Source organism: Pseudoalteromonas sp. SW0106-04 (genome assembly GCF_001293805.1).
Lineage (GTDB): Bacteria > Pseudomonadota > Gammaproteobacteria > Enterobacterales > Alteromonadaceae > Pseudoalteromonas > Pseudoalteromonas ruthenica.
The window spans coordinates 415390-429072 of sequence record NZ_BCAI01000001.1 but is presented as its reverse complement, the minus strand read 5'-3'; the positions used below and the strand labels follow the sequence as shown (position 1 = coordinate 429072).

12 protein-coding genes are annotated in these 13683 nt (G+C 48.2%); 9 read left to right on the top strand and 3 right to left on the bottom strand.

The annotated features are described in order from the left end of the window. The first annotated feature begins 137 nt into the window (after positions 1–137). The 7 genes from W04_RS01965 to W04_RS01935 all read left to right on the top strand — a co-directional run bounded on the left by W04_RS01965 (position 138) and on the right by W04_RS01935 (position 7805). A complete protein-coding gene (locus tag W04_RS01965; RefSeq protein WP_053909588.1) occupies positions 138–2087 on the top strand; it encodes a sensor domain-containing diguanylate cyclase in 1950 nt (649 codons plus the stop codon). A gap of 81 nt (positions 2088–2168) precedes the next feature. Next, on the top strand, positions 2169–2627 hold the full coding sequence (gene nudB, locus W04_RS01960; protein ID WP_053909587.1) for a dihydroneopterin triphosphate diphosphatase: 459 nt from the start codon (positions 2169–2171) through the stop codon (positions 2625–2627). A gap of 69 nt (positions 2628–2696) precedes the next feature. After that, positions 2697–3254 carry a hypothetical protein gene (locus W04_RS01955; RefSeq protein WP_053909586.1) on the top strand — a complete coding sequence of 186 codons (558 nt, stop codon included), beginning with the start codon at positions 2697–2699 and terminating at the stop codon, positions 3252–3254. A 1-nt stretch (position 3255) separates the two neighbouring features. Beyond that, positions 3256–4356: a beta-ketoacyl-ACP synthase III gene (locus W04_RS01950; protein ID WP_053909585.1), complete on the top strand. Its 1101-nt coding sequence runs from the start codon at positions 3256–3258 to the stop codon at positions 4354–4356. Positions 4357–4358: 2 nt separating this feature from the next. Next, positions 4359–5039 (top strand): iron-containing redox enzyme family protein, encoded by a 681-nt coding sequence (locus W04_RS01945; RefSeq protein ID WP_053909584.1) that lies wholly within the window; start codon positions 4359–4361, stop codon positions 5037–5039. After that, on the top strand, positions 5032–5874 hold the full coding sequence (locus W04_RS01940; protein WP_045980172.1) for a hypothetical protein: 843 nt from the start codon (positions 5032–5034) through the stop codon (positions 5872–5874). Before W04_RS01945 ends, W04_RS01940 begins: the two co-directional genes overlap by 8 nt. 26 nt (positions 5875–5900) lie before the next feature. After that, the gene (locus W04_RS01935) at positions 5901–7805 is read left to right on the top strand and encodes a hypothetical protein (protein ID WP_053909583.1); all 1905 of its coding nucleotides are present in this window, start codon (positions 5901–5903) and stop codon (positions 7803–7805) included. 40 nt (positions 7806–7845) lie between these two features. Here W04_RS01935 and W04_RS01930 read toward each other — a convergent pair whose 3' ends face one another. Beyond that, positions 7846–8874 carry an NADP-dependent oxidoreductase gene (locus W04_RS01930; protein WP_053909582.1) on the bottom strand — a complete coding sequence of 343 codons (1029 nt, stop codon included), beginning with the start codon at positions 8872–8874 and terminating at the stop codon, positions 7846–7848. Positions 8875–9023: 149 nt separating this feature from the next. On the opposite strand from W04_RS01930, the gene W04_RS01925 reads away from it, so the two are divergent. Continuing rightward, the gene (locus W04_RS01925) at positions 9024–9383 is read left to right on the top strand and encodes a MerC domain-containing protein (protein WP_053909581.1); all 360 of its coding nucleotides are present in this window, start codon (positions 9024–9026) and stop codon (positions 9381–9383) included. A gap of 50 nt (positions 9384–9433) precedes the next feature. Here W04_RS01925 and W04_RS01920 read toward each other — a convergent pair whose 3' ends face one another. After that, positions 9434–11695, bottom strand: coding sequence for a TonB-dependent receptor (locus tag W04_RS01920; protein WP_053909580.1), 2262 nt, complete (start codon positions 11693–11695; stop codon positions 9434–9436). A 131-nt stretch (positions 11696–11826) separates the two neighbouring features. Between W04_RS01920 and W04_RS01915 the strand changes: the two genes are divergently transcribed. Next, positions 11827–12735 carry a histone deacetylase gene (locus W04_RS01915; protein ID WP_053909579.1) on the top strand — a complete coding sequence of 303 codons (909 nt, stop codon included), beginning with the start codon at positions 11827–11829 and terminating at the stop codon, positions 12733–12735. A gap of 56 nt (positions 12736–12791) precedes the next feature. On the opposite strand, the gene cyoE is transcribed toward W04_RS01915, so the two are convergent. Next, positions 12792–13676 (bottom strand): heme o synthase, encoded by an 885-nt coding sequence (gene cyoE, locus W04_RS01910; RefSeq protein WP_053909578.1) that lies wholly within the window; start codon positions 13674–13676, stop codon positions 12792–12794. Positions 13677–13683 lie beyond the last annotated feature (7 nt).

The window sequence follows — 13683 nt, the reverse complement described above, 5'->3', positions numbered from 1 at the left end:
TTTTAATCTAGTAACGCACTAAAAATAAATAGCTTTTAATAATTAGCCTATACTTTTGTATGAGCTATCGAAATAAATACACTCTAAAGTATCGGTACCTTAAATAGGTCATTGTTTTGGCTAAGGAAGGAGGCACTTTGCAGACACAGTCGCACACATCACTGCTTATTTTCGACTCGCAAGGAGTTTGCAGCGCTGCGCACCCCGCTCAGCTTGAGCGCTATGTAGGTCTGCATTTTGATGATTTTTCATTTTTTAACAATCAAGATGTGTGTGTGTTCACTACGTTTTGCAAGCAAGCCCCCTACATTACCCTGCAAGTTGAACTTGAACAACGTACTTTTATTGCTACAGCGCAGTGGTGTCAGGGCAACCAAAGTAGTTTAGTGGTCTCATTGAGCGAACATTTTGAGGGTTACCGACAGCGCTCCAATGCTGAGCGTTTGGAGGCCTTAATCGAGGGCACTCAAGCCGGCACGTGGGAGTGGAATATGCAAACCGGCGAGGTTGTGTTAAATGAGCGCTGGGCCAATATTATTGGTTATACGTTGGATGAGCTTTCACCCATTTCAATTGATACCTGGCTGCTGTACGCCCACCCTGAGGACTTACACGCATCAGATGCTGCCTTTGACCGCCATTTCAGCGGTGAAGACCCTGTTTATCAATGTGATGTGCGCATGAAGCACAAGCAGGGTCATTGGGTTTGGGTTCGAGATTGCGGCAAAGTGGTGACCCGCACCGCAGATGACAAACCCGAGTGGATCTCTGGCACTCATATCGATATAACCCAACGCGTGCATGACTTGGAGCAGCTCACGCAAGTAAGAAACGAGCTTAAAACCATCATCGACAGTGTCCCTGCCGCTATTTATAAAGCCCCCTTTGATGAGCCTTGTTGTTTTAGTTTTATTTCTTCGCAGATAAGCCACATTACCGGTTACAACCGCATAAAGTTCGTACAAAGCCCGCACTGGTGGCGCGAACATATTCATCCTGAGGATTTAGATGCACAGGACACACAAACCCGCCACTGGCGCAAAGAAGGGGCGCAAGGGGTGTTTAAATCCGACTTTCGGTTTCGCCACAAAGACGGCCACTATATTTGGCTTACTGAGTACAGCCAACGCATGCAAACCACGGCGAATAATGGCCAAGATTACTTAGTAGGCTCGCTCACCGATAAAAGCGAAAATGTCAGCCTCTCGAATCGACTGGATGCGTTTGCACAAGTGCTTCCGGGAATGATTTATCAATTTGCGCTAACGGCTGAGCGCTCTTGGCACTTCCCTTACATAAGCGAGGGATGTACGCGCATCTTTGAAGTCGCACCCGAAGCAGTGCAACAGGACCCCGCCTCTTTGCTTACCAAAATCGCCCACGACGATCGCCAGCGGGTGGTACGTTCTATTTTAAATTCCGCGCAAAGCCTAGATGACTGGGAGTGCGAGTTTAAAGTGGAGCTTGAAGACAATGAAGAAAAATGGTTATTCGCTCATGCTATTCCCAAGCGCCAGCTCGATGGCACAGTGTTATGGTCTGGCATGGTGATTGATATGACCGACCGCAAAAGCTTGGAGCTCACCTTACTGCGCGAATCAACAACCGACCCTCTCACCGGGCTATATAACCGCCGTCATTTCAATGAACAATTGCAGCAGCAACTAGCTCGCGCAGAGCGAGATGGTACCCATGTATCGCTAATGATCATCGACTTTGATTTATTCAAACAGATTAATGACCAATATGGCCATCATGCCGGTGACATAGTGCTCAAAGAAGCCACCATGCAGATCAGCGCCATTTTACGTAAGTACGATATTTTTGCTCGTATTGGCGGTGAAGAATTCAGTGTTATTTTACCCAATACATCCTTGGCACAAGCACGCCATGTGGCAGAAAAAGTACGGCGCCAGGTGGAGCATTGCCACATTCAAGCGCACGAACACAGCATTTCGGTGACCACCACAATAGGTGTTGCCTCTACTGAGCAAACCACCGCCCACCCCGGCGCACTTTTAAAACAAGCAGACAATTGTTTATATCAGGGCAAGCATCAGGGTCGTAATTGCGTAGTGAGCGACTAGGCGTTGGCCTACGTATCAGCACCATGGACAATACCTAAATCTTAATGCACCCTGTGCTTTTAATTGCAGTTATCAACGAATATGAGCCTACGCCAACCTTACTCTGTACTCGTAGTTATCTACACCCTCGAGGGCGAATTTCTGTTACTACAACGCGCTGATGACCCTGACTTTTGGCAATCGGTTACCGGCGGTATTGATGAAGGTGAGCTCCCCTGTGCTACCGCAGCTCGCGAAGTGTTCGAAGAAACCGGCATTGATATTAGCCAGCAGCAACTCAGGCTGGTGGATGAACAGCGCTGCCACCGTTATGCTATCCGCGAGCAATGGCGCTATCGCTATCAACCGGGGGCAACGGTGAATACCGAGTATGTATTCTCATTGTGCTTGCCCAAGCGTTATCCAATCCAACTGGCCACCGACGAGCACCTTAGTTACCTGTGGCTTGATGCCAATCAAGCCAGCGCCAAAGCGTGGTCTGACAGTAACGCGCAAGAAATCCGTACACTGGCGTCGAAGCTTGCACATAACAGCCGTTAAACACGAATATTTGTTCCGCCTTTAGCTGCTGTGGTAATCTTTGCTTCCTAACATGGAAGTGTGAACGCTATGGATACTGCACAGATACTAATCAACCTCTTACTCTTCGTTTTTTTGCCGCTGTGGGGCATTGCCGGCTTCATCGACTGGTGTTGTCACCGCGCAACCGATATCGAACACACCTCTGGGTTAAAAGAGTCATTAATGCACTCGGTCATGGGTATCCAAGTGGGTATCCCTATCCTGATGTGTTTGCTATATCGCGTAAATGTTTTGGTGCTGCTGATATGCTTTGCCGCTTGGCTGCTGCACGAGGTGGTGGCCCATTGGGATGTCTCGTATGCGACGGGTAAGCGCCACATCAGCATATGGGAGATGCACGCACACAGTTACCTGGCGACCTTGCCGCTTTATATGTTGGCGCTCATCGCAGTAGTTAATTGGCCGGTGGTGGTCGATTTAGTCACCCTCAATTGGCAAGGCCAAATGCAGCTTACCCCAATGGAATCCCCCCACGGTGGCTCTTGGTTCTTACCCGCTTACTTAACCTTTATGGCGGTACTGTGTGTGTTCCCTTATTTAGAAGAAAATATTCGCTGCTTGCGCAGCAGTTTGAAAGGACTTTAACGTGAGCGTTTATATCACCAGCACGGGTTATCACTTGCCGGGCCCGGCCATTAATAATGAGCAAATTGAGCCACTTCTGGGTTATGTGCACGGCAAAGCAAGCCGCCTAAAAAAGCGCATTTTACAATCCAATGGTATTAAAACACGCCATTACGCCATTGATAGCGATCACAACACCACTATTTCTAACGCCGAAATGGCCGCTAAAGCGGGTGCCGACTGCCTTGCGCAAAGCTATCTTGATAAACATCAGCTTGGCTTATTGTGCGCAGCCACCAGCCAAGGTGATTTGGTGCTGCCCGGGTTTGCCTCTATGGTGCAAGCCGAGCTGGCACTCAGTGATGTAGAAATCCACTCCAGCCACGGTATTTGCTCGAGCAGCTTAATGGCATTAAAGAATGCCTATTTACAACTGTTGGCTGGCGAGCACGAATCGGCCATGGTGGTCGCCAGTGAACTCACCTCGCGGCTGTTCAAAGCCAGCCGTTATGAGGCCGCAGACGCGCAGCTAGATTTTAACGCCGAGTTTTTACGCTGGATGCTCTCCGATGGCGCGGGCGCCCTCATGCTCGAGCGCCAACCCCGTGGCACCTGCTTTAAAATAGAGTGGATCCGCAGTTTTTCGCACGCCGATGCCTATCCTGTGTGTATGTCGGTGGGTACGGCGGATAAAAGCACTAAGCCATGGCAGGATTACCCGAGCTATCGCGATGCCGAGGCCGCAGGGGCTATTTTATTACGCCAAGATGTGCGCTTACTCGATAACATCGTCAAACTGGGCGTGGATGGCTTTTTAAGGCTATTAGACCAAGGCCGTGTCCAGGTCGACGAGATAGACCATTTGCTTTGTCACTACTCATCCGACTATTTTCGCCAGCCCATCTTCGACATGCTTAAGCGCGCTGGCTGCCATATTCCCGAGCATAAGTGGTACACCAACTTGTATGAACGCGGCAACACCGGCTGCGCCTCTATTTTTATTATGCTCGATGAGTTTCGTCGCACTCAGCAGTATAGCGTAGGCGATACCATTATCTGTATGGTGCCGGAAAGCGGCCGCTTTAATAACGCCTACATGAAATTAACCGTGGTACAGGAGTAAATATGGAACATTACGTATTAAGTGAGCACGGCCAGCAGTGCCTGCAAGGGCTAATGCGCATTTGGTTCGACTTTGAGCGCCAACTTGGACGCGTCGACATTATTGCGCGCCTACAGCGTGGTCAGTTTACTGTGCACGACTACCAAAAATTACTCCTTAATCTGCGCCAGCAGGTGGTTGAGGGAGCCCGTTGGATCACCCGAACCGCCTCAAGCTTTGATAGAGACTATGCCGATGTGCGCGCCGTGGTCATTGGCCATGCCCAAGAAGAGCACCGCGATTACGAGGTGTTAGAGCAAGATTACCTTGCCACCGGCGGCCAACTTGACGATATTCTCAGCGCCCCTCGCAACGCCGGTAGCGAAGCCTTGCATGCGTTTTTAATGTATCGCGGCTCGCAGCCCAACCCGGTGGATATGATAGGCGCGATGTGGATCATTGAAGGCCTAGGCCACAAGATGGCCAGCGATTGGGCAAAGCAAATAGAGCAATGTGTCGCGTTAGAGGGTGAATACACTCGCTTTATGCGCTACCACGGCGAAAATGACGATGCCCACTTAGAAAAGCTTTATCAATTAATCGACCGGGTGTGTCAAAACGAGTCTCAAGTGCAAGCTATTTTACGCACCGCCAAGGTTGTCGCTCGCCTTTACGCCCTGCAATTGGAGGAAGTCGATGGCTAATAATAGCGCCAATAAAAACGACTCAGCGCTGTTGCAAGCGCTGGCCGTTGATAATTCCATCCCCATTGAGCAAGCGGCTGTGGATTTATGGCTTAAAGACTTAAACAACCCGCTGCGCTGGTTAGTGCGCCCGCTTTTTCAAGGGCTATTCGCTATATTGCTGCATTTGGTGTGGTTATTTAAACGTTTACCGCTGCCCCAATTTAGTGCCCATGGACTACTACAAAAGCTGATTTGCTGGTTTTGTCGCCACTTTGTAAGTGTGGAGGCTAATTTGCTGATTTTGCGCCACTACGCCACCGAGTCTAACATCTTGAATTTTATCATCGCCAATAGTGATAAAGCCGATGTTGAGCCGGTGCCGCTGTATCCAAAAACCATTGATGATATGCGCCATGCCAGCTTTGTTGAGCATGATCAGTGCTTGTTTAAAGCCTTTGCTCAGCTCGGCCATTGGCAACCGCTATCAAAGCCTAAAGCTGAGCTTGATTGGCACCATTGGCAAGCGGTTAATATGGATGATTTTCAGGTGGAAAAGCGTTGGAGCCAGTTTTTAGACTTTGAAAGTGCGCATGCACTGTTTATGTGCCTGTTTTGTTTACTGCTCAAACGCGACGAATACCGCGACGCCATTAATGGCTTTAACCTAGACCAATCTATGGCGATTCGCATTGGCCAAATGATTGGCGAACCTAATCTCACAGAAATGGCTTACAACAAACACCCACTGTATTTAGTTGGGCCATGGAACCTCAGCCAACGCTTTTTAATGCATGGCTTTTTTACCGAGTATATGTACGCACGCTTGGAACAGCTGCGCGACTCATCTTGCTAATATCAACAAGGACTTACATAATAAACATGAAACATTCGCTTCTTTGTAGTGCTATTGCACTGTCTCTTTTTGGCTGCGGTGGCAGCTCTTCTGATTCACAAAGTGCCCCTTCACAACCACAAAACACGGCCCCATCGCTCAGTGGCGTTGCCAACAACACGGTTAAAGCTTTGCAAAGCTCCACGGTCACTCTAGAGATGAGCGACAACGAAAGTGATGCGCTCACCTTTACCATTGAAGACAAACCACAATGGGTCACTGTGGACCTTACCGAGAATACCGCCACGTTAACGTTGGCACCGGATTTTTTTGATATTGGCAGTCACGAATTAGCACTGAACGTTTCCGACGGTGAGCTTAGCCAAGCCTACTCTTTAACCGTTGAAGTAGATGACAACCCCGAGCAATGGCGTGATGATATCAGTCTGAGTCGCGCTGAACTGCGTGGTGCTTGGTCAAACAGCGCTAATGATTTTAATATTGTATTTAATGGTTATGATGCCGGCGCGCTAATTATTGATGACACCATGAAGCAGTTTGACTATGAGTTAAACAATAGTGCGACCGCTGTGAACTTAGCTGTTGACCCTGCTTTGTGTGGCCCATATTGCGAGCGTGAGCAACAAACTGCAACGCTGCGTGCCGTCGCTGAGTCTGACTCGCAACTGCGTATCCATGTCGAGGGGCTAGAGCAAAACTACACTTTTAATATGGCCAAACGCTCGGCTCCTGCAATCGAAGATGCCTACTTTACAACAGCAATAGACCCTAGACTCACATTTTTAGGGCTGTTCACCGCTAACGCTGAAACTCGTTTAGAAGCGAAAGTTTCGTTACCTGATCGCTCTTTTTATTACGCTAGCCTAGTTGGAAAACTCGATGGTGAGCACTTCACTGTGAATGAAACCGAGATTAGTTTTTCTAAAGACTTTGAAAACGCCAGTGCACCTCGTTGGGAAGAAGTGACGATAGGTCGCAACATCGATTACATCGAGCCACTTTACGTTGATGATAACTTTGTCGTGTATGATGCACTGCACAGTGGCGAAGTATTGTCTTCATTAAATGGCTACGAAGTAGATGACTATATTGGCTTAGCCCCTTTATTAGCTGACTATGCTTCTTTAAGCGCCACCTATCGCCTGCACAAAGTAGCCCCCCCCTCTTTAGAATTCGGACAAAAATATGTTGGTCGATTAGCATCAGTTCACGATGATCTTGCCAGTGAAACACAATTTAAAGGAGTGGTTGAGGTCATCTTTGATTCTGCCAGCGAGCTGACTATTCCTTTAACGGTTCCACATACTGAGGGGTCATTAGAGCTAAAACTTCCTTATGAGATCAAAGCGGATCACTTGCTTGTAGGTAACCCTGGCAATGAATATAAAGTTGGCTTCTTCCAACACAAAGATGACGATATTTTTGTGTCGCCAGATGTAAGCCATGTATATACAACAAAAAGACCTATGAGTCTGTTTATGAAGGCCGAAGAGCAGCCGCCGCTCTCAGTGCAAAGCTTTGCCGGTTTGTATGAGCACCTAGATTGGGTAAATGAAAATGACGATATCTATTACTCAGTTTTTCACGACAATGGCACATTGGGATTCAATTTACGTGCCGATGGCCCTCTCGATGAAGTTGAATTGAGTGAAGAGACAACACACTTTTGGGGAGTTTACGATAATCGCGTCGTTTTTATAAAGTATAATAACTGCCCTCAAGCGACTAACTTTTCTACATGTTTTGGCATCGTACAAAATGCATTAAACAATAATGAATTAACTCTTATACAAAGTTTTGCACCTCTGGCAACAGAGGGTGAGAGTATCATTTTTAACTATTCATCATACTATGGTGGCTGGGCGAATAGTGAATTTGACTCAGTTTCCAATACCGCTGTAACTTCACTTCGACAACTAAAAAAGCATTAACTTTTTAACGCCGAGGCAAGCGCCTCGGCTCGCTTTTGCATTATTCGGGGTTGTTTATTTTAACCACCATTTTGCCAAAGTTACGCCCTGCCAGAACATCATTGAGGCCTTCAGGTGCATTTTCTAACCCTTCAATTAGGTGTTCCTTATACTTAATTTTTCCCTCTTGCACCCATTTTTGCATGTCGGTGGCAAACTCTTCATAGCGATGCGCGTAATCATCAAAAATGATAAACCCTTTCATGGTCATACGTTTAGTAAGGATTTTCCCCATCAGCAATGATAAGCGATCAGGCCCTGGCGGTAATTCGGTGGCATTGTATTGCGACACAAGGCCACACACCGGAATACGCGCACCGGTATTTAATAACGGCAATACGGCGTCAAACACTTTGCCACCTACATTTTCGTAATACACATCAATACCGCTGTCGCAAACCTTGGCTAATTGCTCAGCAAAGTCATCGGCTTTGTGGTCGATACAGGCATCAAAGCCAAGCTCATCTTTAACATAACTGCATTTTTGCGCGCCACCGGCGATACCAATGACCTTTGCCCCTTTTAGCTTGGCGATTTGCCCAACATTAGCACCTACCGCGCCACTGGCCGCAGCAACCACGACGGTTTCCCCCGCTTGTGGCTTGCCAATATCAAGTAGCCCCATGTAAGCGGTAAATCCTGGCATGCCCAAAACACCTAAAGCATAAGATGGGTTTTGTGGCTGGGAGCCTAGGTTAATAACGCCTTCACCATTGCTGATGGCGTAATCTTGCCAGCCATTCATTGATAGTACCCAGTCCCCTGCTTTAAATCCTTCAATATGAGATTCAACAACCTGGGAGACCGTACCACCGACCATCACCTCATCGATAGCCACAGGATCGGCATAAGACTCGGCGTCGCTCATGCGCCCGCGCATATAGGGATCAAGAGATAAATAAATCGTGCGCAGCAGCATTTCCCCTTGCTTCGCTTTCGGGACGTCCACCTCTTGCAGGCGGAAGTTATCTGCTACGGGCTCACCTTCAGGGCGAGAGTTCAATACGATCTGGCGGTTTGATAATGACATAGTCACTCCTTTTTGAATAGCCGTTCAAATTTAAATTGGGACACGCCGATGAATTTCAATAGCTGAGCGACGATTTATTTTGAAGATGCGAAGATATCAACACAACACAAAATGTTATAATATAACACCTGAAATTTAAGGGAGGACCTATGAAAGATAAATTAGCTATTTTTTTCAGTGCTTTTTGCCTAGTCCATTGCATTGTATTGCCCGCAGGCTTTTTGCTATCGACATCTATTTTAGGGCAGTTTTTGTTCTCAGAGCGCATTCATCAAGGACTTTTCCTCGTTATTGCAGCCTTGGCGCTGTGGGCTCTTCCTCAGGGGTTGCGTCCACATCATCAACCACTGCCGTTACTGCTCGCGTTGATTGGCTTGTCGCTGCTTGGCACCGCGTTATTTGTGCCAAGCTTAGAGGTGCTTTTCTCCGTTGTCGGCAGTTTATTGCTGATGGCTGCGCATCTACGCAATTTTTGGTTGTTAAAAAAAGCCAAGCCACTGTGTGTATAGTGCTTATCTGACAGTATGTACGAGGGGCTTAAACGCCCCCCGGCGATGAGTTAGAAGCGCGCTCGCAACCCAAGGGCTATGCTGCGACCTGGCAATGGAGCAATAAAGCGTAAGTAACTTTGGTGCGCACGGGCATCTTCATCAGTGATGTTATCGATATTGACAAATAATTCCCCGCTATCTCCTAACCAAGATTGCACAACACTGGCATCAAAACCTAACAAGGCATAGCTTGATGAAGGCCTTTCATGCTTACCGACATTTTGTTGTTTGTCATGATGTGTGTAATTTACAGTAAATCGCAAGCCATCATACTGCCAACCTAGCTTTAGGCCCGTTCTATTCGCTGGAGTTTTAGGTATGCTATCTCCTTCCATAGTGCGCCGCCAATATTCAGCTTCTTGTGCTTTATCTGGGTTTAGGAAGTTATCTAGTTCAAAAGGATCGTAGCTGCCATCAAACTGATAGCGAGGCGTATTTTTTACACTGTCTGTGAAAGCAGATAGCGTTATTACGCCCCAGTCTGTAAAGGTATATGAATAATCTAAAGTAATTTCATAGCCTTGATTATCGGTATCAGCCTGACGCCACTCTTGAACATACACACCCCCTCTGTTTACGCCAGTATTTCCTAGATAAGTGAAGTCGGTGTATTCATTATCAAACCAGGTCGCGGCCAATTGTAGGTCACCCAAAGTAACGCGCGTCCCCCATTCTAACGCTCGGTTTTGTTCGACATTTAAATGCGTATTGCCTTGCTCTTCTATTAATAAAGCCAAATGGGGGTTACTTGCGTAGAGCTCATTAATTGCAGGTGCACGCTGCGCATCAGTGTAGCTAGCATGTAGGGACCACATAGGCACGGGATGATAATTCATGCTTACACTGTAGTTTTGCAAGTGAAACTCACGTTCCTGCACGTTTGCTCCTTGGCCACGCCCGGGCACATAACTCCCTTCAAGATTCGGCTTATATTGAATATGGTCATACCTTGCGCCAAACTGAAGCTGCAATGCTTGCAAGTGCAGGTTTTGAAGTAAATACAGCGCCTCTCGTTTGCCCTCGATCTCAGGCAAATAGTTATCGCTCCCCTCGCCTCGGTGTTCACTGCGCTCTATCTGTAACCCAACTGAGGCCGGTGCTTGGTCGTGCCATGTAAAGCCAATTCGTGGATTGAGTTGCAAAGCATCTACTTCGAACAGGTTAACGGAGGTGCCAGCTAACGTCTCGTCATCTCTTTGTTGAGAATAAAAGCCATTAATTTCAAGGTAGTCTAGGTAGCTTTGGGTATTGAAGTGTTGACTGTAGCGGCCATCAATACGATGAAAAGAAGAGTAAATGCGAATATCCGCTGCTTGACCTACTTTTGGGGCCGTTGCGGACCCTAGATGCATAAACCCAGGGATCCCCCGGTTAGCTTTACCAAAGCTGTAAGCAAACCCGAGCTCTTGATGCTCTGAAAGTAGCTGGCTTCCGCCAATTGAGCCAGAGGTTTGATAGCTACTAGAGTTGCTAACTTTCCCTTGGTCATTGAGGCCATAGTGACTAATTATCTGCTCATCAATGGGGGTAATATCAACCCATTTTTCACCATTAAACTGCCACTGCGGCGACGCTAGATTAACCTGACAGTGGTCGGCTAGGCGCACATCGGTCACTAACTCTGACCAGCTTGCACACACCGGTGCCTTGGCGCTGTCTGGCACTTTGTAATCACCTCGTTGACGCACAAGAATATTGGCATTAAAGGCGAAGCCTTGTTGCTGCCCTTGAGTTTGCGCTAGCAATGAGCTGGCACTATTGTAGCCACTTTGCAATTCGACTTTTTCTTGCGCTTGCCAAGCACTTAGTTGTTTTGGAATACGGCTATCATCAACATCGACAACGCCTGCCATCGCCTCACCGCCAAAAGGGATCACCGCAGTGGCGCCTTTAATCACACGGATATTGTCGGCAAAGAAAGGCTCTATCGGCACAAGTTGATCCGCACTGATAGAAGACATATCACGCACAGCCATCGCATTGGACGCTAAGACCACACGTTGAGCGCCGAATCCCCTGAGTTGTGGACGACTAGCAGAGGGACCAAAGTGGCTTGCGCTCACACCTGGCAGTGTATCAAGTGTGTCGCCGAGTGTAGGCGCTTTTAACTCGTTTAATTGGGCACCATTGAGTTCAATATTTGCGCCAATCAATTCGCTGCTTGCAGAAGGAAGTTGATGCTGCCCACTGACTTCGATGTGCTCAATGGCACCACTCACATTGTGGCTGCTGGCTAACGCTAAGGAGATAAGAGAAAGTGAAAGATTCATGATTTACCATAAAGGTTATGATACAACATAACATTATCACCACAATAACAGTCCCTTTTCAAGGAAATTAGACAAACTCTAGGTTCTTTCGTTACGCTTAACTTCTCGTTATCGCTAAGTCTGTTTGCTGTATGGCCTTGAATCCGCATTTACCTTTGGTTTATCACCCCAATTACTCGTTTAGCTTTGACCCCAATCATCGCTTTGTGATGAGCAAGTTTGCCCGCCTGTACCATCATGTAAAAGGCTTGGGCCTGGTCGGTGATAACCTTGAGCAACCGCCGCTCGGGACCCCGGATGATCTCAGCTTAATTCACTGCGATAACTATGTGCATGACCTATGGCATAACCGCTTAGATGCCAAAGCAATGCGCCGTATCGGCCTACCCTGGTCACACAACTTAATGGCGCGTACCTTTACTGCGCCTTTGGGTACGTTGAAAACAGCCCGCCTTGCCCTTGCTCATGGGGTGGCTTGCCATTTGGCAGGAGGCACTCACCATGCTCATTATGACTTTGGCTCTGGCTATTGCATGGTTAATGATTTAGCGTTCACGGCGCAAACGCTGATTAATAGTGGCGAAGTGACCAATGTGTTGGTTTTTGACCTTGATGTACACCAAGGCGATGGCACCGCCGCGCTGCTGCAACATCAACCTTATGCTTTTACCTGCTCCATTCACTGTGAAAAGAACTTCCCGTTTCGCAAATGCCCCAGTGATTTGGACATCGGTCTTGCCAATCACATAAGCGATGACGAATACCTCGGCGTGGTCGATGACACCCTAGTGCACTTGCTCGACAGCCTAAACCCCGACTTAGTCTTGTATGACGCGGGCGTTGATATCTGGCAGCAAGACGGCCTAGGTAAGCTGGATGTCAGCTGGCAAGGGATCGCACAACGTGATCGCTCAGTGCTCAAACGCTGTGCACAGCACAATACCCCAGTGGCTACGGTGATTGGCGGCGGCTACGATAAAGACCATGAACGCCTAGCAGCACGCCATGCCATTGTGGTTGAGCAGGCTGCACAACTATAAGAAAAAAGGCCCTTACGGGCCTTTGGTTAACTTTGGGAAAATGCTGCTAAAAGGTGCTAATTAAGCACCAGCAACTGTGGATTGGCAGCGTGATAGTCCACAGCCATGGTGATGCTCAACACAGTGACATTAACAATGGAAAAGGCAAACACTTGGCGTGCCCAGCCATGCATATCAATATCGCGGCGATAGCCACGTAGGGCCATCAGCAACCACCAAAAACTAGTCGTGCATGCCACCGCCATAAAGGCGAGCCCGGTGTAGCCACCGAGCGGCAATAGCATGACCACCAAGGCATACAAAGCAATGTAGAAAACAATATGCCGCTGCGCCCGGGCTAAGCCCTTTGCCACCGGGAGCACCGGAATATTGGCGTCGCGGTAATCCTGATAACGGAAAATCGCAATGGCATAGGAATGCGGCATCTGCCATAGGCAAAACATCAGCAGCAAAATGGCTGCCCCTGCATCAAATTGGCCGGTGACGGCGCCATACCCCACTACCGGAGGCACCGCCCCAGAGAGGCTGCCAACCAGGGTGCCATACACGGAGTGACGTTTCATATACAAGCTGTATATGCCTACATAGATGATGTAGCCAAAGGCAGCAAAGCCCACCGCCAAGGTATTGGTGTAGTAGATTAATGCGCCAAAACCACATACCGCCAATACCAAGGCGTGGAGCAATGCCGCCGACGCCGATATTTCGCCGGTGACGGTGACGCGGCCTTGGGTGCGCGCCATTTTGGCATCAATGTCACGGTCAATAACATTGTTCACAACGCACCCCGAGGCCACCACCAACGAGAGCCCCATGAGCGTAGCCAGCATAAGTGGCCAGTCTATCTCGCCGCGTGCGGCCAGCAAGAAGCCCCCCGCCACAGAGATAAGATTGCCGATGATGATCCCCGGTTTAGTCACCGAAAAATAACGACGAAACATAAGCTCG